Consider the following 24,418-nt stretch of genomic DNA (forward strand, 5'->3'; position numbering starts at 1 on the left):
AAAACCTTATAAAATTATGGGATTTTTATGGGTCTAGGAAATAAAAAACTTGAAAAAAACAATATTAATAGCCCTTGTCAGAATCTACTAAATTTTGCAATTTTTCTCCGGAACCTATCCTTTTATAGTTTTCTATTATCTGCGGAATTACAGAATTAGTATCGGAAACACTAGCGTAATGCGGAGTCATATGCACTTTTTTATGATCCCAAAAAGGATGGCTTTTGGGTAATGGCTCTGTATGGTATACATCTAAACAAGCCCCAGACAAATGATTTTCATCTAACAGCTCAATTAAATCATCATCTACCAAATGACCACCACGAGCAACATTAATAACGTATGCATTTTTAGGAAGTTGAGACATCAACGCTTTGTTTAGAATACCTTCGGTTGCGGGAGTTAGTGGTAATAAACACACTAAAACATCGGTAGTTTTTAAGAACTCTTTTTGTTCATCTGCACCAGAAAAGGTTGTTACGCCCTCAATATTCTTTTTACTCCTACTCCACCCTTGTACTTTGAATCCGAATTTGGTAAGGTCAGTAGCAGTTAGTGCACCCAATTCACCCAGCCCCAAAATACCAACGGTTACATCTTTAATTCTTAAGTACTCTTTCGGTTCCCATATATGGGCGACCTGGTCTAATTTATAAGCGTTTAAATTTTTAAGATGAGCAAGTATAACACTTAGAACATGTTCAGACATATCACCCGCTAAAAACGGATCTACAATACGTGTAATAGGAATATTTTTAGGACGGGTTTCATCTTCAAAAATATAATCTACCCCAGCACCGGCAGAAGCAATACATTTTAAATTAGGGTAATTGGCAAGTGTACCGGTAGGATGCTTCCAGATGACCGCCATGGTAATTTCATCTTTTGGGTGGTCTTCCAGATAGCTATATACCTTTAATGAGTTATCTGCCTTTTGCAAGGCATTCTTCCAAAGTTCAATTTTATTATCTTGTCTAATAACTACTATTGCCATATGCTAATCTATAATATCTAATGCTTTTGAGAACTCATCTTCAAATAGCCATTTTTGTTTTTGTGTTTCTGTATATATTTTTAAGATACGTTCTCTAAATTCAGGAAAGACACCCTGCACTGTTGTAAATTGTATAACCTCGTTAAATGAATTTAGCATGCTTCTATAAAAAGAATCGGGTACATTCTTCTCCATCGAGAAGGTTTGTGCGATTTCTAGATTATAGCACATAACATCGGCAATTAAATGTGGGTCAACTCCTAATTTGATAAAATGCTTCAAGAATTTTTGAGCAACAGAACGTCTTGCTTTAGGTCTTCTTCGCTTGAGCGGAAAATACTCGTTAGATATTTTAGCTTTTGCATCTTGCACCAATTTATCTTCTTTGGGGTTGAATGCAAAATCGTAATAGGTCTTTACGGCAGGAAATTTCTCGTATAGCTCTACTATTTGCTCTTCAAGCGCCTTTTTTGGAAGCTTGGATATATAAGATTTTAGTGCCCTTTTACTCATAAAAATACAGTGTCTATATTCAAAAATACGCTTTACAGAAACAACCTCCTAAAAGCTTAATTCTTTGTTAAAGCTAATAAATGCTGTAGAAGTATAGTGAATTTGATTAGGAAATACGGATAAAAAGCGGTATGTTGTAAACTTGTACAACTTCTAAATTCCATACACACATATGAGGCAACTAAAGATTATCAAGCAGGTAACGAATCGTGAGTCGAAATCACTGGATAAATATTTGCAAGATATCAGTAAAATTGATTTGATTACAGCGAATGAAGAGGTAGAACTAGCGCAGAAGATTCGCGAAGGTAGTCAAGCAGCTTTGGAAAAATTAACCACTGCAAACTTAAGATTCGTAGTTTCCGTAGCAAAACAATATCAAAATCAAGGTCTTAAATTACCAGATTTAATTAATGAAGGAAATTTAGGCTTAGTTAAAGCAGCAAAAAGATTTGATGAAACAAGAGGATTTAAGTTTATATCCTATGCCGTATGGTGGATCAGACAATCTATACTACAAGCTTTAGCAGAACAATCTAGAGTAGTTCGTTTACCGTTGAACAAAATTGGTTCAATAAATAAAATTAAAAAGACATTTTCTTATTTAGAGCAGGCACACGAACGTCCGCCTTCTCCAGAAGAAATTGCAAAAGAATTAGAAATGACGGTTTCTGAAGTGAAGCAATCACTTAAGAATTCAGGTAGACACGTATCTATGGATGCGCCTTTACGTGAAGGAGAAGATTCTAACCTATATGACGTTTTACGTTCAGGTGAATCTCCAAGACCAGATAATGTTTTATTACAACAGTCTTTGAATACTGAAATCAATAGAGCTTTAGATACATTATCGCCAAGAGAGGCAGATGTAGTTAAACTTTATTATGGTATCGGTGACCAACAATCAATGACTTTAGCAGAAATTGGACAGACATTCGATCTAACAAGAGAACGTGTAAGACAAATTCGTGAAAAGGCAATTCGTAAATTACGTCATGCCTCTAGAAGTAAATTATTGAAGACCTATTTAGGCTAGACCTTAGTATTGTTTTAAAAAAAGAAAGCGCCCGTTTATACGGGCGCTTTCTTTTTTCATACTGTTTTGAAACACTATGAATAGGTTAATTTGTTGATATTAAAATTTACGAGGATACTATTAAGATCCTGAATAAAGTTTTGATAAGATGAAAAATCTTGATTTTGGTGTGCCATGGGATTATTTTTTTTGGTTTTGGTTTATTTGACTTTTACATATAGTCCAACTCAGCTAATTCGTTGATACTAAGAATTTCATTTAAATCTTGAAGAAACACAAGGTATTCTTCACCGTAGGTGTCGTAAAGCATATTGTAGGTTTAAAAGTTAATCTTGATTTGGACATTCATATCTTGAAGTAAATATATACAGATGTTGATGTCGTGACAACAAATTGTGGTGAACCAATTTAAATATGTTGTAAAACCCATGAAAAGGTGTTGTAAAGCATATTAAACTGCTGAATACCCTATTTTACTAGGCTTTACAAGGGTGCATTTCATCCTGTTTATTGGTATTTTAACGATAAGTCTATGAAAATGTACTCTTTAGCAGTGAATGAATACCTTTTAGAAATAGAAAAGAGCGTATAAATCTTTATATCTAATTTGAGGAATAAGTATGTTCTTAGTCATAACAAGCTAAATACCAAGAAAAAGAAGGTTTTAGCGTTACAATACCATTTAAGTAGTCACGTTTTATAATAGCGGTATTGATGTACATATATCATTATTAAAAGCTTTAATCAAATTATAATGAAGAGATTCCCCCCTATGCTATTTAACTTCAAAGTTGTATTTCTATTCCTTTTTCTTTTTACATTGACTTCAACAAAAGCCGAGAATGTAAATACTATAGATTCCGCTTTTAAAGACTTGAGTTCAATAGAACTAGTAATAAGCAGTCATAGTTTCAATACACATGAGCGAAGTACATTTACCTACGACTCACAAACCGAATCAATAGAACGCGGATTAACGATTGTTCATCTACAAGCAGACAACAAGTTTGAATTCAAGACTTTTGACACCTATGGCAGTAAAGAAGATGTAAAAGCATTGTTAGAAGTACTTACTCAGATGAAAGCAGCTAATGCAATCTTTGCAATACTGGCACATGATTCTGCAGCAGCACAATTAACAGGATTCGAGAAGCAGTTATCTAATTTAGGTTTTCTACAATTAAGCACCTTAAAAGGAAGACAAGCCTACCTTATGCATAATATAAATGGTACAATCACTGAACAGGTAAATGATAATTCCGTTACAGAAACCTTAAGTATTACATCAACTATTGGTAGTACAGCAATTTACTTTCCAAAAGAGGTGTATGAATTTGAATCTAGCATAGATAGATACATTGCCCATGCCGGTGGAGAGATTAACGGAGTAAAATCTACCAACTCAAAACACGCTTTAGATGAAAATTATAAAAAGGGATTCCGCAATTTTGAATTGGACATCATAGAAACATCTGACGGAAAATTGGTAGCAGCACATGATTGGAACATGTGGGCACGTTTTACAGATTATTCGGGAAGCTTACCTCCTACTCACGCTCAATTTATGAAACAGAAAATTTATGGCGATTATACTACCTTAGATATGGATGGAATAAATGCCTGGTTTAAAAGTCACCCAGATGCTAAACTTATTACCGACAAAGTAAATGATCCAATAGCTTTCGCTGATGCATTTATAGATAAAGACCGTCTAATTATGGAACTCTTTAGTGTAATGGCAGTAGAAAAGGCTTCTGAGCATGGTATACACACCATGATTTCTCAAGAGCCATTAATGGCTATTAAAGGAGATAAAGTAAACTTTCTAAAAGTTAATAATGTAAAACATGTAGCGGTTTCAAGAAGAATAATTGCAAGTCAGAAGAAATTGATGCTGCAGTTAAGAGATGCGGGAATTAAGGTATATGTCTTCAACGTAAATTTTGACACTGGTAAAGATGAGCAGTATGTCTACGATAATGAATTAGGATTGGTGTATGGTATGTATGCCGATAAATGGATAGCTGCCATGCAGTCTAAAAATTAAACTCATAGGTTAAACCTGCAGAGATAGAATAAAAATAGCTACCAGGATCAAAAGATTGCTCTTGTCGCAAAACACCTACATTTGTTCTGTAGGAACTTAAATTATTTTTACTGGTAAATTGGTACTCTAAACTTAAACGTTGCGATTCAATATATAGTAGTGTTTCTGCCAACAATTGATCGCCCGAAGTAAATTGTCTCAACTCAGGTGAAAAACCATAACCTACATTTAAACCCATATAATTTTCGGCATCCTTTAAATATTTACGCACTAACAAATTACCCGATACCCTGGTAAGATTATTAGACTCAGGGGTTATATATGAGCGTAGCGAGAAATAATAGTTGCCTTTATAATAGCCTAAAGAGTTGGTTATTGATTTGACATCTTTAGTAGCAAAATTTATGAATCTACCACCGGCAGAAAACTCAACACCGCTTTTATGATTATAATATATATCACTACCCATCTTGTGGTTTGGGTATAGGTCAGATTCAGAATAGCCATAATTTACATAGGCATAAAATCCCTTTGCAATTTTTGGATACAAATCTAGGTCTAACTGAATTCCATTTTTACCTACTCTATTACTATTGTTTATTCTTGGAATAATAGATCCAAAAGGAGTTTGTCTTTTATAAGCAATACTAGACGTCGTAATAGGATCAAAACGCTGATCAAAGAAAGTAACAGCACTATTCACCATTACAGAATTTTTTAGTTTCTCTTCTGTTACTGGCGTTTTTCTTAATAACTCTCCGTTTTTGTCTTCAACTTCTTTCACTACCGTTTTTTCTGTGTTTTTGGCAGCAACCAATTTAGTTTTAACATCGCTTTCTACATTATACCAACCTTTATCTGCATACAGCGAACCATTAATGCCTTCAGTAGCTATTGCTTGAAGTCTCATTAGCTCTTCATCATCTTGTATATGCACCAATGCTTTATTTGCCAGGCCCAATGCTGTAGCATAGTTTTTTGCATATAGTTCGTTTTTAACAGCAGAAATCCAAATTTCTCTATTGTTCTTAGTAGTTGATAATATAGCGTTGAATTCGGTACGTGCTAAATCATAATCGCCTCGCCAGCTCAACGTACTTGCCCATAATATCGAAGTATCGATATCGGTAACAGGTTTATTAATCATTAAATACAGCATATTATGTGCAGTATTGGTTTTGCCCTCATATGCCAATGCATAAGCAGTATCAAAACTACCCTCAGTATCTTGACTACTAACGCGGAAAATACCGGCTAATAGAACCAAAAGAATGATATGTAAATGCTTTTTTCTCATTATTTGATGGATGCAATGGTATTAGCAGTTTCTTTTTGATTTGGTTTATGAGCTTCAATACCGGCATTTCTTGCAATTGTTCGTGCTCTTGAAATTTTATCTGATATCTCATTGGCACTAGAACTATTTGCTTCAACCTTATCGATTAGCTCTAAACCTTCTTTCAATTTATCTGACCAATAATAAACATCGAATAGTGCAGCATAAGAATCTATATAATTCGGATTAATAGAAATACACTCTTGTAATATTTCAGCCGCCTTTTCATGGTTTCCTTTCCAAGAATTCACTCTTCCCATTAGTATTTTGGTGTCGATATGACTAGGTGCACCAGAAAGGTTGTAACGACAAAGTAATAACGCTTTGTCCCACTTTTTATTCCATGCTAAATCCCTCGCCTTAAAATATCCCTTGTCAGAATCTTTACCATCATAAACACTGTTCAACCAGACGGTTTCACTATCGGTAAACTGTTCTTTTTGAATCGTAAATATTGCCAAGCTATCAGGAATTATCTTGTTCTCTGTAGTAACGTAATGATTCACAGATTTAAATCGTTCTAAAGTAGATTCAATAGCACCACCACCAAAAGCAGAGCTAATATTCATATCTTCGTCAAGCTCCATGATGTCACCATCGTTATACAGTTTTTCTCCGCTGATATATTCTTTCAATTCATTCTTATTACGCATCAACGGAATGTTTTTGGTAGACCTAAATGCAGTTTCCATATCAAGGGCACCACCCATCCACGCTACTTTTTTAGGCATTTTCAATTCGTACGAATTAGATAGTAATGCCAGTATAGACGGAGTAATATCGAAATGTGAAGAAACAGAACTCATTTTACGGGTCGTTTTCAGCATAGGGCTGTACATAATCATAGGTACATGAAAACGGCTAATATTATTACGCTGTGGTATTGGTATAAGTCTATGGTCGCCAGTAATTATGAAAATAGTATTCTCATAATTTGGTTGCGTTTTGTAGGATTCCATAAACCATTTTATAGAATTGTCGGTGTATAAGAGCGTAGCAAAAACGTTATCATTTTGTTTAATGATTTTCTCGACTCTAGAGTCAAAACTACCATTAACTAGTATATTCTTTACTTTGTCTTCAAACAGATCTTGATTTGGCGGAATAAAAGGTTCATGCGTACTAATAGTCATGTACACCTCTAATCGTGGTTGATTTTCACTTCTTTCAAAACTTAGACTTTTCTTGAACAATTCCATATCAGGATATCCCCAAGAAGAACCAGCGGCATCTTCTGCTTGTTTTTGATATTTACTTCCGAATCCTGATTTATCCAATACAAAATCAACATTCTCACTGGTTAAAAATCGGTCTACCTTATCAAAAGAACTATTGGTGCCTTGATAAAATGACGTGTGATACCCATTATTTTTAAGCACACTGAACATGGTCAGTTTGTTTGGATACTCCTCCAACTCCATGAATCCGCTTTTACCAAAAGGCAACGAGCCTAATAATGATGGTAGCACACCGAATGTCCTACCTGTATTACTCAAGAAATTTTCCCAATAAAGAGATTTTGTTGTCAAGGAATCTAGATACGGAGTGAAGCCGCCGTACTCGGCACCTTCACCGACAAAATCACGACCAAGACCTTCAACCATTATAAAAACGATATTGGGTTTCTCTTCTTTTAAATCAAAATACTCACCCAATACATTTTCTACATTGGCACTTTGCACCAATGGATATTCTTCTGTTGATGTATACGAATTGTCTTCGGTACTTGTATTGTATACGTTAACAGCTAGGTATTGTACTTTATTCTGATTAATAGGTTTGCCGTCTGTAAATAAAGAAGCCATAAAAAGACTGAATAATACGATAGTAAACGGATACATTTTACTAATTCGATGATAGACTTTAGAAGTGACTCTGTAAAGTGTTAAAAATAGACTTATTAATATAGCTATGCCAATGAGCAGATAAACTGAAATCATGAATCCGCCAGAATTAGCTATCGTTATTTTCATATCAGCATAGCTATATCCTAAGATATCTGAACCTAAAGGCACTAAAGTAGTACAGTAATAGGCAGTAAGTAGCGCTTCGAATATGAGTATAAAACTCAATAAAACGAAGACCAGGTTAAAGCCGTATTTAGAGCGCAGGTTTTCCCAAAAATTGAAGGGAAACACCATAGCAATACCCATTAAAGCGGTAAAACCTATTTGATGAACTATAGCTTTTAAAAAACTCACCGAAAAAATAGTATCGATAACCCCTTTGTAATACAGCATGCCGTATTGAAAAAGCGTCAACACGAACAAACATCCGAAAAAGGATATCATAAGCCGCGTGTACTGCTTTAGGGAATATCTATCTATTTGACTAGTGTTCATTGCTTTTTAAGATGCTTTTGCAAAACCTTTTCTAACTTGGGATCCCCAACCAGATTTTATTTTGAATAATTTTTTATAGTTTCCCCTTACTGCAGCATACACTACAATTGGGTGAAAAATGAAAGGTTCTAGAATTGCCAGACCCATTAGTATTAAAATGTCTTTTGTTTTTCGGTATTGGTTGTACGAATACACATCCCAAAGAATGGCATAGAATGAAATCATGATAGAAAACAGGAATATCGCCAACGTAATCATGAAGAAGAATTCCCAATTCAGAATACCTAAATAGGCAAAAAGTAAAATGGTGAAAAAACCAAAGAATTCTAATAACGGAGAAAGCCATTCATAAAAAAACCAATATGGATAACTTAATAGACCTAGTCTGCCATATTTAGAATTGAATAACATGTCTTTATGCTTGAACAATGTTTCTAAATTACCACGAGCCCAACGGTCTCTTTGGTTCACGAGAATATTAAGATCTTCAGGTACTTCGGTCCAGCACAATGGATCAGGTATATATTCTATCGTATAGGGTTCTTTTCTGTCATGCATATAACGACGCATTTTAAAAACGATCTCCATGTCTTCACCAACAGTATCGGTATCATACCCGCCTACCGCTAATGCGATTTCACGTTCAAAAAAACCAAATGCCCCAGAAATAATAAGAAGACTATCTATTCTCCCCCACGCCATTCTACCTAAAATGAAGGAACGGGTATACTCTAAAAGTTGAAATCTAGCCAGCCAATTTGTAGGTAATCTAATCTCTTCAAGCTGACCACCTTGTATAATACAAGAGTTGGCTACACGAATTACTCCGCCAACTGCAATCACTCTTTTCTTAGAACGTTGAAAAAATGATTTGACTACGTGTAATAAAGCATCTGGTTGTAATAGACAATCAACATCTATACAACCTACATATTTACTGGTAGATAATGAAACACCGGCATTTAAAGCGTCGGACTTACCACCATTCATTTTATCGACAACGGTAAGCTTTTCAAAAGCCCTATTTTTTGATTTATAGATTCCACGAACAGGTTTAGATTTCCAGTCGGGATCCATATCAACTGCTATTTTTTCGAGGTCGTAAGAATCTATCAGTTTCTGTAACGTATCATCTTTACTACCATCGTTTACCACCATTACATCATAATTGACATATTGAAGTGATAATAACGAACGAATATTTTCTACAATGGTTAAGCCCTCATTATAAGCAGGAGCTATTATAGTGATTGTTGGCGCCAAAGGTGAAGCCATTATTTTGGTGATATCTGTAAAACTGTTTTTATTTCTATAATGAAGAGAGTTCTTTGTAGAGAAATACGCCATTAATGAAAACAGAACAAACAGAATTAAGGTAAAAACAAAGAATACAAAATTGATGTATTCCAGTACCACACCAAATAGTTCACTATCCATCTTTCTTTCTGTATAAGGAGTTGGACATGGAACATAACTGATCAAATAAGGTAGAACCATTTTCGTTCGAAACTGTTCCCTTATATTTTATTGAATTATTTGATTCTAACTCAAAACCAACATTCAAAATGGAATCTTCGTCTGGTGTACTTTTAGGTTTATCATCAAGTTCTAATAACTGCGACTTTATATATTCTAAAGCCTCGCTAGCCTTTTTCACAAGTTTTTTTGATTCAGATTGAATAACGCTTTCTAATAATTCAATTTCTTTCTGGTCACCTACCTTTTTTATTTCACCGATAAGCATAAGTTTTGTCTCATAATCGGCTAGATTATAAATATCTGTAAATACACTTTCTGATAGGTCATTATCATCTGAAAACAACTCACTAGGTCTTGGTGATTGGTAAGAGAATTTCTGAATTAATTCATTCGCTCTTTCGATAACTACTTCAGAACTATTTTTCTCTATAATTTGATATAATAGTATGAGTTCGCGACAGTCGCCCAGCTCAGAAATATTTTCTAACATTACCATGGCATCAAGCTCTTCTTTAGGCATAAAGTTTGCAGCGAAAGAAACATTATCGTTTTCAAAAGAAATAAGAGGTTCAACCGAATCGATTGTTTTAATAACTACTTTTTGCTGCTCTTCGTTCTCTGAATCTAAAGTAGACCAATCAAAAACATGAGCCATTTTCGTTGAAGTATTATCTAAAGGGTTAACAGAAGTTTCTTCTGGTACTTCTCCTAATAATTCATCGTCTAATTCAAACAATGGTTTAAAATCATCATCATTATAAGAAGTAGTTACTTCTTCAATAACATCTTCTTCTACCACAAATGGCAGAAAATTAAAAGTAAGCTCTTCTTCTAATTCTTGGTCTTGTCCATTTTCGACAACTGCCTCAGTTTCTTCAGGTTTTTCATCTAACGCTTCTTCATCTTTAATATGAGGTAAAAAGCTTAAATCGATATCTTCTATTGAGTTGATTTTCTTTACATCATTTTGCTGCAATTCTGCATCAAATTCTGTATTCTCTTCATTAACAAACTCTTCATTCATTACTTCTTCAGTTTCTTTATATGTTATTTCTTCTTCAAAAGAAGGAGCTATTTCGGTTATTTCGTCAGTAACTATAGTTTCAATATCTATCTCAGTAGAAATAGCTGCAATATCATCCTCTAGAACAATATCATTATGATTATCAATTATTGCATGCTCATCTTCTTGCAATGCATCATCCCATTGAACATCATAAAAATCTGACGAAGAAATATTTTTGGTAGGCAAAACTCTTTCAGGATCAATTTTGTTGAGTGTACCTATTACTTTACTTTTTATATTAAAATTACGTTCTGTCAATTGCAGATTTTCTAAAAAAGAGGCTTCTGCCTTTGTACCCAGTTCACCAATAGCATCTAAAATTGCTATTTTGATATCCTGACTAGCCTTGGAATACACCAATTTTAATGTGATTAAAGCATTCGCGAAATGAAAATCTTTAATACACTCTATAGCTTCTGCCTGAATATCGCGGTTCTTATGCTTTAAAAGCGTTATTATAGATTGTTCAGCACCGTTCTGACTATAATATTTGATCAAACGTAATGAGAACAACACTACATGGGTATTGGTTGAAGTTAACCAGAGTGCAAATTGAGGCGGATTATAATTAGGTTTATGTCTAAGTACATCTAACAACTTCAATTGTTGCCATTCAGCAATTTTAAACTTGGTATTATCAAGAAAATATTTAATACCCTCTTCTCGAAGGTTTACCACTGCGATTTCTGCCTGTTTACGAATGGTACTTTGCCTATGGTTTATGAATTTTATAATTAATCCGTAAGACTCGTCAACTTCCATAGTGGTCAATTCTACTATTCCGCTAGAAACAACTTGCCATTTTCTGCTGCCTAATTTTTCATAAGCATCGTGGTGAAGTCCTAAATCGGTATAAAGTTGTATTAAAACAGCTTGTGACTGCCCCGATAAATCTTTTCGTAAATCAAGTAAAACCTCCGTTAGAACATCTCTATCGAAATTATGCTTTATTAATTCTCTGATCTGAACTTTTAGATTTAGGTAATTCATTTTTTCCTCCTTAGTATTTGAATCCTCATAGAAAAGAAATTCATTAATCATAGGGGAAAATTCGACCTTCTTATCTTTCGTTCGACTGCTGGTAGATGTAATTCTATTTCTGATAATAAATACCCCAATAAAATAAATAACAGACAATACAAAAAACAGTATTGTAAGCCACCAGAGATATTCTAAATTGAATTCTGGTGCAGTTATTACCGATATTTTAATTTGATTAGGGGGAATTAACAAATTTTATCTTATTTACTTATCTATTTCTCGTGCTATTCTAACTAATAATTCTGTTGGACTTACTGGTTTCGTAATAAAATCATTTGCACCTAATTCAAAAGCGGTTAGAACGTTCTGTTCATTACCTGCCGATGATATGATAATTATAGGTGTGTTTGATTTAAGTTCATTTCGTACATAATCTATAAGCTCGATACCAGAAAAATAAGGCATCATAATATCGCTCACGATAATGTCGGGCATTGTATTTTGTAAATACTCTTTAACCTCTTTTCCGTTAACGGAATGATGTACTGCATAGCCACCTTTTTTCAGCCTAAAGTTTAATAAAGAGGCTAAAAGTTGGTCATCATCTGCTAATAGTACACTTTTTCCCATCTTATTTTTTATTCATTTTTTCTAGTTCATTATTCAAATTCTCTTCTAATAATGGATAATCATTCAAGAAAATTTTATAAAGTTCTTTTACTTTTTCAGGTTGATTTGTTTTACAACTACTCTCTAGCTCAACAATTAACTTTCGCATTCCGTCAGCTTTTATCATCGCAAAACCAGCTTTTAATTTATGCGCAGATAAAGCGATTTCTTTTAAATTCTCGGTCTTAAGATGAATTTTCACATTACCAATGAACTCAATTGCGTTCAATTTGAACAACTTTAATAATTCATTCAACATATCGATTTCTCCGAAACAATCTTTCAACAGATTATTTAGATTTACAACCGTGGTTTCTTTTAATTCTATCATTGGTTTTTGAAGTATTGAGGCAAAATCTGTATGCTCTGAGTTTAGTTTTTTATTTTTTACAATGGTTGACATTAAATCGTCTAGAGTATATGGTTTTAGAAGAAAATCATTAATTCCGATTTCTTTACAATCTTTACTATCCTGCTCTGTAAAATCTGCACTAAAGGCAATAATCGGAACTGAATTTACTTTTTTGTTTTTATGATCTCGTATGGCTTTAGATACCTCAAATCCGTTTTGATTAGGCATTTTTAAATCCATCAGAATAAGATCAATCTTTCTAGATGAAAGCAAATACAAGCCTTTATCTAAATCAACATCGACATGAACTTTACAACCCCATTTTGTCAATTGTTCAACAATTAGGTGTTGGTTCATTATATTATCTTCAAATACCAATATCTCGGTACCGGCTAATAAACCGCTGTTTTTCTTTTTTGTATCCTGTTTTAAAGATTTACGTGGTACCGTAGTAGCGCTACCGATAACGTAAGGCATTCTAAACAAAACAGTTGTACCGCTATTTATAGTACTATCTATTTCGATTTCGCCGTTGAGCTTATCTATAATTTCTTTTGTAATGGTTAGCCCTAGCCCTGTACCTCCATATTTTTTAGAAGTATCATCTTCTGCTTGTGTGTAACCCTTGAATATGGTCTTAATTTTTTCTTTAGAGATACCAATACCTGTATCGACAACAGAAAACTCTATAAGACATTCATTATTAACCTGTTCTTTAGTAAAAACCTCTAATTTTATAAATCCTTGATGAACGAATTTCACCGAATTACCTAAAAGGTTAAGAAGAATTTGAGATAGTTTAGATGGGTCGCCCTTTATAATTTTAGGTACGTTCTCATCGATATCGATTAACAATTCTATTTTGCGATCTAAAATTAATGTCTCACATAAAAACATAACGTCTTTAAGTAAACTATGCAGATTAAAATCTACCGTCTCAAAATTATTATTACCAGAAGATAATTTAGAATATTCTAAAACTTCATTAATCAATTTCAAAAGTGTATTTGATGCAAATTGTATGGCATCTACTTTTTTATGTTGACCACGCGTTAGCTTTTCTTCTTTCAAAAGATTTGCATACCCTATTATACTATTCAACGGAGTTCTAATTTCGTGACTAACATGAGTGATAAACTGCTTTTCTGAAATCTGTTGATTTTCTGTAGCAGTAACCTCAATTTTCTTAGTAACAATTTGATCCGATTTAGGCGAAAAAATATGTCTTTCTAAACTAGATCGAAAAGTATTAAAAGAGCCTTTTAACGCTTTCGCTTCTGCTGCATTTAATTCTTCAAAAGAGAATTCACTAACTGTTCTTTCTAGTTGAGATAATTGACCAAGTAAATCCTTAGTTTTTGAAATTGACATAAATAGGTATTCTTTAGTTTATGGGGGTTTTGTTAATATTTATCTAAAAATGCATCAATACAGTTGCGAGAACAATAAAATGTTCTCTAAGAGTGGTTATTTGTTGTGAATACACTTAAATTGTAGGTCTAAACTTACTCAATGAAGCAGTTCATCTATTTATTATGTGTTATATCCGTAATCTCTTGCGGAGAAAAAAAAGAAAAAATTGAAGAAACTACCTTAGAAAAAGCACATCGAATTCATGATGCTGTTATTACTATTGATACACATAATGACATCAATGTCAAAAACTTTGTAGATAGTGTAAATTACAGTCAGAGGTTAGATAACCAAGTTAATTTACCGAAGATGAAAGAAGGTGGTTTAGACGTCACTTGGCTCATCGTTTATACAGGTCAAGATACGTTGACAGATGATGGTGGCTATGCCAAGGCAAAAGAGAACGCCATGTCAAAATTTGAAGCTATTCATAAATTGTGCGAAGAAATTGCTCCTGAAGAGATAGAATTAGCGTTAACCTCTGCAGATGTACAACGAATTGTTGGGGCTGGAAAAAAAGCTGCAATGATCGGTGTTGAAAACGCCTACCCTATTGGTACAGATTTAACGCAGTTTAAAACCTACCATGATTTAGGTGCCCGTTATATTTCTTTGGCTCATAATGGACATAGTCAATTTTCAGATTCCAATACCGGTGAAGCTGATGATGTATGGTTGCATAACGGATTAAGTGATTTAGGCAAGCAAGCTGTAGTAGAAATGAATAAGCTAGGTATAATGATAGATGTTTCGCACCCTTCAAAAGAAGCCATGAAACAAATGATCGCATTATCAAAAGCACCGATAATAGCATCTCATTCATCTGCAAGGGCATTATGTGACCATAGTCGAAACTTAGATGACGAGCAATTAATGATGATGAAAGAAAATGGCGGTGTAGTACAAACCGTGGCGTTTAGCTCGTACTTAAATACTGAAAAACATGATGCTAGAGCTGCCTACATGAAATCTATTTATGAAAAAGTAGCTGATTCTTTAGATATTGCTTGGTACGAGCGTTCTCAGTTCTCGAGTCTATCTGATGCTGATAAAGAAGCCTTTATGGAAAACTACCCAAAGGTTTTAAAAATAGGAAAGGAATTGGTTGTCAACAAGTCTGACGCTCCAGAAGCTGTAAATGTTTCAGATTTCGTAGATCATATAGATTATATGGTAAAGTTAATCGGTATCGATTACGTTGGTATTAGTTCTGACTTTGATGGTGGCGGTGGAATTGAGGGGTGGAACGATGCTTCTGAAACCTTCAATGTAACCCTAGAACTTGTAGAACGTGGCTATTCTGAAGAAGATATCGCAAAATTGTGGGGAGGTAACCTTATGAGAGTACTTGATCAAGTACAAGAAATAGCTAAAAAAATGGGTGAGAGCTAATGCTCCTCACCCATTGCCGCTAGGCGATCTTTTACAAATTCTATTTTAGTTTTACCGTGTGCTGCAGGTTTTCCGTTTTCACCAAGGTTTACCATAATAATATTGTCTACGGTAACAATTGTTTCATGATTCATTTTATTACGAACCTCGCAATTTAGGGTTAAAGATGTTTTACCAAACTTTACTACTTCGATACCAATTTCAATAACATCACCTTTAACGGCAGCGCTCATGAAATTAATTTCTGACATATATTTAGTAACCACTTTACCATTTTCTAATTGAATTATGGCGTAAAGTGCAGCTTCTTCATCTATCCAAGCTAATAATCGACCTCCAAACAATGTTCCGTTAGAATTCAAATCACCAGGCTTTACTAATTTTCTAGTATGAAATCTCATAGTCTCTTTTTTTGAAAATTTACTTTGCAAAGTTATGTCTAAAAATTCTCAACAGCACAATTTTGAAGTTATATGCAGCCCGATTTACCAATTGTAACAATTGTGTATTTAATACTTTACAAATTAACAATTGTCTCTAGATAGAATTATGATAACCCTAATTTCTACCCCTATTTTTTGCCTTGACCGACTTTGTTCATAACAGGTTAAAAACTTATGTAAAGGGTTAAGCAGGCATTTTATCTAATACGTACCTTTAAGTAAAATCAAAATATAATGGACAGGACACAGAAATTGCAATCAATTCGACCAACAATTGCCTCTGCCAAAATAATGCCCAACATGAGCGAAGACGAACGTTTTCAGAATGAAACGTTACGCCCAATTCTTAAACTTCAAAATGATTTACTATTGGCTTCTTTTCAGAATTATATCATCAAAATGAAGAATACATTTTACGAGCTCAAGCTTGAAAAACGTATAGATTACATTACCAAAGCCATTCAAAAAGATATAAAATATAGAAATTCTTTAAAGGGAATGATTATAGGTCAATTTACAATTGAAGAATATGAAGCTTATGTACAAAACTCATCAGCGCTTAATAAACGTATGATTAATATGGTCGTAAAAAGAATTCAAGATCAAATTCAATATTTTGAAAAATATGACCTAATCCAAAAGTGATTCGCCATTTAGGTTAGTGGTTAGAATATTACTCATTAGATCGAAATAAGGGCGTATTGCTACAAAACTCTCGTCTACCTTATTAGCAAAATCATCAGATAAGACTTCTTTATCGGTAAAATTCCTAACGAAAATAAATTGCTTTTTACGTATAAATTCAATGTTAGGGTCTTCCTTATCAAAACCTTTAGGGGCAGTTTTTAATTCATCGCCAACTAATGGTCCCCAGATAGCTTTAAATTTTTTATCATCGATAATGTCTGTCAAATCAGTGGTATCTATCTCCCACTCTTTTCTAATACGCAACAAGTCTTCTTTTTCAGGATTCCAGAATCCCACGGCAACAAAGCTATTACCGGGTGCTACCTGTAAGTAGTACCCACCTCTACGATGTTTACCCGCTCTAGAGAAAGATGCTGATAAATTACTTTTATATGGAGTTTTGTTTTTAGAAAAACGAACATCCCTATAAATTCTAAATACTTTTAATTTTTCAATTTCATCATGTGTCTTTAGTTTTTCAAATACATGATTGAAAAAACTTTTTACTTTAGTTTCCTCCGCTTTAAATTCTGCTTTATGTTCTGTAAACCAATCTCGATTATTATTTTTCTTTAGCTTATCCAAAAATTGAAAAGTGCTTTTTGTAATCTTCGTTTCTAACATTCGACTTACCTGTTGTGATTTTAAGCTAAAGTTAACCATTAGATGAGAAGTACTTTTACTTATTTGGTTAATTTTGATGAACTAATGAAGACCCATGGACCATCGATCTATAATCGAAAAGATTAACACCCACAAAAAACAACCGAATTTAAGATTTCGCTTAAAAAAGAATACGGAGAAATTTACCGACCTTCTTTTTTATATGTTGTTTGATATTGAAACACCAGTAGCAGAAAGTTTAGATACACTTGAAAAACAGTTTGATGAACTTGTAGATTTAGCCTGCTGGGAAAGCGATAAACCTTGTAAGAAGGTTTGGGAGAATTATGTAGAGAAACTACCTTTAGTTCTTGAGAGCTTAAACCTTGATGCTGAAGCGACGGTAAATTGTGATCCCGCCTCATTATCTATTGAAGAAGTCTATATGGCTTACCCTGGTTTTTATGCCATTTCAGTATATAGGTTAGCTCATGAATTATACAAAATTGGTTTTCCGTTGATGCCAAGATTAATGACGGAATATGCGCATAGGCAAACTGGTGTCGATATTAACCCAGGTGCACAAATAGGGAAGTCTTTTCATATTGACCATGGTACCGGAGTTGTAATTGGGGAAACTGCCATTATAAAGAATGATGTCAAAATATACCAAGGGGTAACTTTGGGCGGACTCTTTGTTGCTAAAAAATTACAGCAAACCAAACGTCACCCAACCATAGATAATAACGTAACTATTTACGCAAATGCCACTATTTTAGGTGGCGATACTATTATTGGTGCAAACAGTATAATCGGCGGAAACGCTTGGATAACCGCATCTGTACCACCAAATTCAACAGTTTTTCACACACCTGAAATTAAAATTAAAACATTACCGCATGTCTAATACCTTATTATCTCTTATTGGCAATACTCCGCTAGTAAAGTCACGAGTTCTAAATACAAACCCTAATGTTTCTATTTATTTTAAATTAGAGGGGCATAACCCAGGTGGTAGTGTAAAAGATCGTGCAGCATACAACATGATTAAAACCGGTTTTGACAATGGCGATTTTACCGTCAATGACAAATTAATAGAAGCCACCAGTGGAAATACCGGTATTGCCTTAGCTATGATTGCGGGCGTTTACGGACTTGACATTGAACTGGTAATGCCAGAGAATGCTACTAGAGAACGCGTACAGACCATGAGAGCGTATGGTGCCAAAGTAACTTTAACCTCTAAAGATGTAGGTATTGAAGGTGCACGAGATTACGCAGAAAGTAAGGTTGCCAACGAAGGTTATATAATGATGAACCAATTCGGAAATGAAAATAATTGGAAAGCACATTATAAAACTACAGGTCCGGAGATATGGAAAGATACCGATGGTAAAGTCACCCACTTTGTTTCGTCAATGGGTACAACCGGTACTATAATGGGTACTTCTACCTATTTAAAAGAACAAAATAGCGACATACAAATCGTTGGCGTACAGCCAAGCGACAATGCTAGCATACCAGGTATAAGAAAATGGCCTCAAGAATACTTGCCAAAAATATTCAACCCAAAGAAAGTAGACCGCATCATGGAAGTCAATGAATTGGAAGCCAAAACTATGGCTAGAAGATTGGCAAAAGAAGAAGGGATATTCTCTGGTATGAGCAGTGGCGGTGCTGCAACAGTTGCTTTGCGCCTAGCTCAAGAAATAGATCATGGTGTAATTGTTTCTATAGTTTGTGATCGCGGAGATCGCTACTTATCATCAGATTTATTTGAACTATAATATTTTTCAAAATAGGATATAAAAAAAGAGCCGTCTACACGGCTCTTTTTTGTTTTATTAAATATGCTATAAAACTTTACAATTATTATATATTCTAAATATAGAATAAGGTTTTACAACCACTTTTTCTTTTTAAAATAAAACATCATTCCTATAAAAAGAATAATCATTACAGCCCATACCACGTAGTAGCCGTATTTATAATGAAGCTCTGGCATATGATCAAAGTTCATACCGTAGACACCGGCAATAAACGTAAGCGGAATAAATATAGACGCCATTATGGTCAAAACCTTCATGACCTCGTTCATCTTATTGCTCATATTACTCATATACATCTCCATTAAGCTCATAGACATCTCACGATAAATCTGTAAATTTTCGTTTATTTCAATGGTGTGATCCAATACATCGCGCAAGAATAGTTTAGTGTCTTTGGTAATAAGCTGATTTTCTGTATCAATTAACCTGCTAATCAATTCTTTAACGGGAAATACCCATCGCCTAATCTTTAATACCTCTTTTTTTAACTGCTGTATATTTTTAGCAACTATCGGCTCAGGATTTTGATACACCTCTTCTTCTAAATTCTCAATTCTATTATTAAGATTTTCTATAGCTAAGAAGTAATTATCGACAATGGCATCTAGTAAGGCGAAAAATAAGTAATCAGCTCCCCTAGTTCGTATACGACCAAGTTTACCGGTAATACGATCACGCAATCCGTCAAAAACATCTGCTTTAACTTCTTGAAAAACCAAAACGGTATTCTCATGCAGAACAAGTGCTATATGTTCACCTATAATTTCATCTTCATCAGAAATGTATAGCATGCGAAAGATTCCGAAAATATAATCTTCGTATTCATCTATTTTAGGGCGCTGTTCGGTATTAACGATATCTTCAAGCACTAAAGGATTCAAATTAAAGTGCTTACCTATTCTTTCAATAAATGGTTCATCTGTAATACCAACAACATTGATCCATGAAATTTTGTCGGCTCGCTCTTCTTTAAAAAACTGATCCAAGTTTGCAAATTCATTAGTTTCAAAACCATCAGCATTATAGGTGGTGCTATAGATTAAACTATCACTTCGCTCCTTATCACCCATGTAACTTATGGTTCCTGGTGCTTTACCAAGCTTATTATGCTGCCGAGACTTTTTCTTTTTACGTTTTGGGAAGTTGAGCTTCTTATTTACAGCCATGAACAATTTTTTATAAATATATTAAAACTATAAACTATTTATTAAAGTCAAGTTTGTTTAAAATTAAACCTGAACCTGGTGCAATACTATTTAGTTTATAGGTGGATCCAGTAACTAAAGATGCCTTAATTTCTTCTAAGCTAAGCTCGTGTTTACCAAGTTGCACTAATGCCCCCATTATCATGCGAATTTGATATCTCATAAATCCCTTTCCTTCAATTTTTAAAATATAACTATGCTCTGGAAAAAAATTGGCTGTTAAAATATCATTAGCTACAATAGTGCATCCTTCAATTTCTCTAACTGCGATGGTCGTGGGTTTTAAAGATGCTGTATAAACACTAAAATCATGCTTACCTACAAACAGAGAAGCTCCCTCTTTCATTAACTCCAAATCTAGCTCATCTATATAATTGGTTATAAAAGGTGCGCTAAACGGGTGATTCTTGCATCCGAAAGAAAAGAAGTAATTATACTCCTTCGTTTTACTATCCTTTATAATATTAAAATCTTTACCAATAGGTTCAATAGAAAGCAATCGAATATCTGAAGGCAAATTTTTATTGAAATCTTTTAAGAAAATAGCTAAGTCTAACAATTGTTCTTCAACAAAAAGTTCAAATGCACCATCTAATGAAGAAACCTTAGCATCGGTTCTACCTGCACCCAATATTTTAAAGGGACTTTCGGGGTATAAAAAGGTAAATGTTTTATTGAGCATACCTACAATAGTACGTAGCTTAGGTTGCACTTGCCAACCATTAAATCTAAAGCCCAAATACTGCAGACGTACCAAATAACAAAAACGCTGTTTCTTCATAGTGTAAATGTAATTACATTATAATCATTACTAAACACCTCGTTTAAATTCTCTTCATCTACTTTTAATAACATTCCTTATTTTACGTGGTAATTACATTATACATTCCTACACTATTATTATAGGTAAATTATTGTTAATGTTCATAAAAAACAGTAATATTAAGGTATGGTTTACTTAAAATCAGGGTCTTGAACAACAAAGTTAACCGTTCATCGAATTGTTTTAAGTAATACAATAGCTTCCCCGTAATTGCATCGAAAATAAGGTTCTCCCGAACCCATGAAAACTAAATTTTATGAATTCTATCAAAGGATTATTTACTTGGAAGCGAACATTAATTGTATCTATTGTTGTGCTTTTTTTACTGAACATCTTTAGTTTTTACGGGTTATACACCAATAAATTTTATTTTTTCAAAATAGAAAACTACATCTTTCCTATTTTATCAGTTATTCACTTGGTATTTTTATATGTACTATGGTTTAAGATAAGTGAGAACGAATTGAGTGATCCACCAATGCGAACCTTAGAATATGTACTTTACGCGATATCATTGGTATACATATATAAAATGGTTGAGACAATTATAGTATTGTCTAGCTATTCTGATTTTGAGAATCATCTTATACCGAGTACATTTTTACCTCTCGGATTTGTAATGATAGCCTTATATGCGGTGTTATTACTAGTAACATTTTTAGCCATTGCATATAGAAAAGAAATGGTAGGCACTTATATATTTGACGACATGAACCAACATGTGGATCATTGGAATAATTAAAAATCAATAAAATATACAGACCTCGATAAGAAATTATCGAGGTTTTTTTTTGCCCTAAAGTTTTTGACAACCCTATGATTAGATGCCTATAAACAGGAATAATTATTTGATGTTCATGTAATTATCAAAATATTATGCGACCTACTAAGAAGCAAAATCACCTTGTAAAAACTGTTTTTCTTTAAATGTGATTTTTCTGTGATACTTTTTTTCTTTATTCGTAACTGATTATGAAACGTATACTTATTATTGAGGATGATCCTGAAATCATTAAGCTATTAGAACTGCATCTTTCAGATGTTAGTTATGAAACCACTATGGCGATGGACGGCAACAAAGGGCTAAAATTAGCTCTCGAAAACGATTACGAGCTAATTCTATTAGATCTTACCCTACCTGGCTTAGACGGAGTTGAGATTTGTAGAAAGCTACGTGCTACTAAAAATACGCCCGTAATTATGTTGACCGCTAAATCTGAAGAGATAGATAGAGTCTTAGGTTTAGAGATAGGTGCAGATGATTATATGACGAAGCCCTTTAGTATTAGAGAGCTTTTGGCAAGAATAAAAGCAGTACTTCGAAGATCAAATAAAGTGGAAACGAAACAGCCAGATACTTCAATTATATTGGCAGAAGGACTTTCAATTGATATTGATAAGCGAAAAGTGGTCTTAGGTGACTACAAAATAGAATTATCACCCAAAGAGTTTGAATTATTGGTGTTAATGGCGTCAAACCCTGGTAGAAACTATACCAGAACCGAATTGCTAAATATTATATGGGGATATAATTTTGAAGGCTACGAACACACCGTGAATTCTCATATTAACAGGTTACGAGCAAAAATAGAATCTGATATGGCAAACCCAAATTACATATTAACGACTTGGGGCGTTGGGTATAAATTTAATGAAGAGATAATGGCATGATAGATAATGGTAAAACCCTTACTCCGAAATTAGTAAAGAAACTATGGGTAGCTTTCATATTTCTAATTGTACTAATGGGAGCCTCATATATTTTTATAACGGGCTACCTAACATTGAATTACAACCAAGCTATTACACAGCGTATTAATGCGAATGTGGCAAACCATGTAATTCAAGAAAAATTTCAAAATGCCGCTCCGTTTTTAGAAGATGGTACCGTTAACAAAGCACTTTTCGGAGATCTTATGCACGATATGATGGCTGTAAATCGTGGTATAGAGGTTTATCTTTTAGACAAATCTGGTGACATTCTATATTCTGTAGTGCTCGAACACAATGACAATGAGCCGATGAAGTCGGTATCTCTAGAACCCATCAATAAGTTTATAGAAACCAAGGGTGAAGAATTTATTTTAGGTGATGATCCACTGAATCGTGAAGCGCAAAATATATTTTCTGCAGCACCATTCTCTGTCGACGGTCATGAAGGCTTTATTTATATTATAGTAGCAGGTAAAGAATTAGCATTGATAAGCGATAGTTTATTCGGAATCTATTTTACTAAGCTAAGCATCGGTGCTATAGTACTGACCATGCTTTTTTCTGTATTGATCGGTATTCTAAGTATTTGGTTCTTGACCAAAAATCTTAGGTTAATTACCCAGACAGTACGCAAATTTCAAGAAGGTGATTTTGATATTAGAATCGAAAATCCTGAGCAATCAGATATTGAAGTGGTAGCCTTGTCTTTTAATGAAATGGCAGATACCATTGTAGATAACATGGATAAAATGAAATCTGTAGATAATCTACGAAGAGAGTTAATTGCAAATGTCTCTCACGATTTACGTACTCCGCTAGCTGTTTTAAAAGGGTATATTGAAACACTACAGATTAAGAAAGACTCGCTTACCGAACTTCAAAAAGAAGAATATTTACAGATTACACATAATAATATAGACAAGCTCTCAAGTTTAATTAACCAGTTATTTGAATACTCAAAATTAGAAGCTGAACAAGTAACTCCTATTAAAGAGCCATTTTCAATTACAGAACTATCGCATGATCTAATAGCTAAATTCAAGCTATTGGCTGAACAAAAACAAATACAATTACAATTAGAGAACCCTGAAGAAAACTGTATGGTTTATGCAGACATAGGTTTGGTTGAAAGAGCATTACAGAATTTAATTGAAAATGCCATCAAATACACTGAGCCTAATGGTAAGGTTACTTTAAGTCTAGTGAAAATGGGCAAACAGATTGAAATAAATATAACCGATACCGGTAATGGTATACCAGTAAATGATCAACCTTTTATCTTTGATCGCTACAAGCAAGTTGATGAACATACCAAGAAACAAGGACTCGGTTTAGGTTTAGCTATCGTCAAAAAAATTATGGATTTACATGATACAACCATAGTAGTTTTAAGCAAACCCTATGAAGGAAGTTCTTTCATATTTAAACTGCCTGCTTATCAATTACAATAATTTTAATTTTGCTGTGAAAAAGAGAAAGCCCTATCCGATTTGGA

At 33.8% G+C, this 24,418-nt stretch carries 21 protein-coding genes; 9 read left to right on the forward strand and 12 right to left on the reverse strand.

The window, feature by feature from the left end:
• Positions 1 to 64 precede the first annotated feature (64 nt).
• Together QSV08_RS06000 and QSV08_RS06005 are read right to left on the reverse strand one after the other, a co-directional pair.
• The gene (locus QSV08_RS06000; RefSeq protein ID WP_324027478.1) at positions 65 to 994 is read right to left on the reverse strand and encodes a 2-hydroxyacid dehydrogenase; all 930 of its coding nucleotides are present in this window, start codon (positions 992 to 994) and stop codon (positions 65 to 67) included.
• A 3-nt stretch (positions 995 to 997) separates the two neighbouring features.
• Positions 998 to 1,507, reverse strand: coding sequence for a DUF6155 family protein (locus QSV08_RS06005; protein WP_299799536.1), 510 nt, complete (start codon positions 1,505 to 1,507; stop codon positions 998 to 1,000).
• A gap of 172 nt (positions 1,508 to 1,679) precedes the next feature.
• On the opposite strand from QSV08_RS06005, the gene QSV08_RS06010 reads away from it, so the two are divergent.
• Together QSV08_RS06010 and QSV08_RS06015 are read left to right on the forward strand one after the other, a co-directional pair.
• Positions 1,680 to 2,543, forward strand: coding sequence for a sigma-70 family RNA polymerase sigma factor (locus QSV08_RS06010; RefSeq protein WP_027066973.1), 864 nt, complete (start codon positions 1,680 to 1,682; stop codon positions 2,541 to 2,543).
• A gap of 754 nt (positions 2,544 to 3,297) precedes the next feature.
• A complete protein-coding gene (locus QSV08_RS06015) occupies positions 3,298 to 4,590 on the forward strand; it encodes a hypothetical protein (RefSeq protein ID WP_324027479.1) in 1,293 nt (430 codons plus the stop codon).
• Here QSV08_RS06015 and QSV08_RS06020 read toward each other — a convergent pair.
• From QSV08_RS06020 to QSV08_RS06045, 6 genes are all read right to left on the reverse strand, one after another.
• Positions 4,580 to 5,887: a YaiO family outer membrane beta-barrel protein gene (locus tag QSV08_RS06020; protein WP_324027480.1), complete on the reverse strand. Its 1,308-nt coding sequence runs from the start codon at positions 5,885 to 5,887 to the stop codon at positions 4,580 to 4,582. The genes QSV08_RS06015 and QSV08_RS06020 overlap by 11 nt on opposite strands.
• Positions 5,887 to 8,217, reverse strand: a complete 2,331-nt coding sequence (locus QSV08_RS06025) for a sulfatase-like hydrolase/transferase (protein WP_324027482.1) — start codon at positions 8,215 to 8,217, stop codon at positions 5,887 to 5,889. Before QSV08_RS06025 ends, QSV08_RS06020 begins: the two co-directional genes overlap by 1 nt.
• A 57-nt stretch (positions 8,218 to 8,274) precedes the next feature.
• Positions 8,275 to 9,705 carry a glycosyltransferase family 2 protein gene (locus QSV08_RS06030; RefSeq protein ID WP_324027484.1) on the reverse strand — a complete coding sequence of 477 codons (1,431 nt, stop codon included), beginning with the start codon at positions 9,703 to 9,705 and terminating at the stop codon, positions 8,275 to 8,277.
• Complete coding sequence (locus QSV08_RS06035) at positions 9,698 to 11,803, reverse strand: HEAT repeat domain-containing protein (RefSeq protein ID WP_324027486.1); 2,106 nt, start codon at positions 11,801 to 11,803, stop codon at positions 9,698 to 9,700. Before QSV08_RS06035 ends, QSV08_RS06030 begins: the two co-directional genes overlap by 8 nt.
• A 255-nt stretch (positions 11,804 to 12,058) precedes the next feature.
• Positions 12,059 to 12,424: a response regulator transcription factor gene (locus tag QSV08_RS06040; RefSeq protein ID WP_324027487.1), complete on the reverse strand. Its 366-nt coding sequence runs from the start codon at positions 12,422 to 12,424 to the stop codon at positions 12,059 to 12,061.
• 1 nt (position 12,425) lies between these two features.
• On the reverse strand, positions 12,426 to 14,186 hold the full coding sequence (locus tag QSV08_RS06045; RefSeq protein ID WP_324027488.1) for an ATP-binding protein: 1,761 nt from the start codon (positions 14,184 to 14,186) through the stop codon (positions 12,426 to 12,428).
• Between the two features lie 141 nt (positions 14,187 to 14,327).
• On the opposite strand from QSV08_RS06045, the gene QSV08_RS06050 reads away from it, so the two are divergent.
• Positions 14,328 to 15,620 carry a dipeptidase gene (locus QSV08_RS06050; protein WP_324027490.1) on the forward strand — a complete coding sequence of 431 codons (1,293 nt, stop codon included), beginning with the start codon at positions 14,328 to 14,330 and terminating at the stop codon, positions 15,618 to 15,620.
• Here the strand turns inward: QSV08_RS06050 and QSV08_RS06055 are convergent.
• Positions 15,617 to 16,021, reverse strand: coding sequence for an acyl-CoA thioesterase (locus QSV08_RS06055; protein WP_303600666.1), 405 nt, complete (start codon positions 16,019 to 16,021; stop codon positions 15,617 to 15,619). The two genes, QSV08_RS06050 and QSV08_RS06055, sit on opposite strands and share 4 nt — an antisense overlap.
• A 276-nt stretch (positions 16,022 to 16,297) precedes the next feature.
• Between QSV08_RS06055 and QSV08_RS06060 the strand changes: the two genes are divergently transcribed.
• Positions 16,298 to 16,708: a glyoxalase gene (locus tag QSV08_RS06060; RefSeq protein ID WP_324027492.1), complete on the forward strand. Its 411-nt coding sequence runs from the start codon at positions 16,298 to 16,300 to the stop codon at positions 16,706 to 16,708.
• On the opposite strand, the gene QSV08_RS06065 is transcribed toward QSV08_RS06060, so the two are convergent.
• A complete protein-coding gene (locus QSV08_RS06065) occupies positions 16,694 to 17,374 on the reverse strand; it encodes a DUF2461 domain-containing protein (RefSeq protein ID WP_324027494.1) in 681 nt (226 codons plus the stop codon). The genes QSV08_RS06060 and QSV08_RS06065 overlap by 15 nt on opposite strands.
• 94 nt (positions 17,375 to 17,468) lie before the next feature.
• On the opposite strand from QSV08_RS06065, the gene epsC reads away from it, so the two are divergent.
• Both epsC and cysM read left to right on the forward strand, forming a co-directional pair.
• Positions 17,469 to 18,260, forward strand: coding sequence for a serine O-acetyltransferase EpsC (gene epsC / locus QSV08_RS06070; RefSeq protein WP_324027496.1), 792 nt, complete (start codon positions 17,469 to 17,471; stop codon positions 18,258 to 18,260).
• Entirely contained in the window at positions 18,253 to 19,140 is an 888-nt protein-coding gene (gene cysM, locus QSV08_RS06075; protein WP_324027498.1) for a cysteine synthase CysM, read from the forward strand. Before epsC ends, cysM begins: the two co-directional genes overlap by 8 nt.
• Positions 19,141 to 19,253: 113 nt before the next feature.
• Here cysM and corA read toward each other — a convergent pair whose 3' ends face one another.
• Both corA and QSV08_RS06085 read right to left on the reverse strand, forming a co-directional pair.
• Complete coding sequence (corA, locus tag QSV08_RS06080; protein WP_324027500.1) at positions 19,254 to 20,348, reverse strand: magnesium/cobalt transporter CorA; 1,095 nt, start codon at positions 20,346 to 20,348, stop codon at positions 19,254 to 19,256.
• 34 nt (positions 20,349 to 20,382) lie between these two features.
• Positions 20,383 to 21,168, reverse strand: a complete 786-nt coding sequence (locus tag QSV08_RS06085) for a tRNA pseudouridine synthase A (RefSeq protein WP_324027502.1) — start codon at positions 21,166 to 21,168, stop codon at positions 20,383 to 20,385.
• A gap of 298 nt (positions 21,169 to 21,466) precedes the next feature.
• On the opposite strand from QSV08_RS06085, the gene QSV08_RS06090 reads away from it, so the two are divergent.
• The 3 genes from QSV08_RS06090 to QSV08_RS06100 all read left to right on the forward strand — a co-directional run bounded on the left by QSV08_RS06090 (position 21,467) and on the right by QSV08_RS06100 (position 24,374).
• Positions 21,467 to 21,952, forward strand: a complete 486-nt coding sequence (locus QSV08_RS06090; RefSeq protein WP_324027504.1) for a hypothetical protein — start codon at positions 21,467 to 21,469, stop codon at positions 21,950 to 21,952.
• Between the two features lie 230 nt (positions 21,953 to 22,182).
• The gene (locus QSV08_RS06095) at positions 22,183 to 22,881 is read left to right on the forward strand and encodes a response regulator transcription factor (protein WP_324027506.1); all 699 of its coding nucleotides are present in this window, start codon (positions 22,183 to 22,185) and stop codon (positions 22,879 to 22,881) included.
• Positions 22,878 to 24,374, forward strand: a complete 1,497-nt coding sequence (locus QSV08_RS06100) for a sensor histidine kinase (protein ID WP_324027508.1) — start codon at positions 22,878 to 22,880, stop codon at positions 24,372 to 24,374. Before QSV08_RS06095 ends, QSV08_RS06100 begins: the two co-directional genes overlap by 4 nt.
• Positions 24,375 to 24,418 lie beyond the last annotated feature (44 nt).

The organism is Maribacter sp. BPC-D8 (genome assembly GCF_035207705.1).
Classification (GTDB): domain Bacteria; phylum Bacteroidota; class Bacteroidia; order Flavobacteriales; family Flavobacteriaceae; genus Maribacter.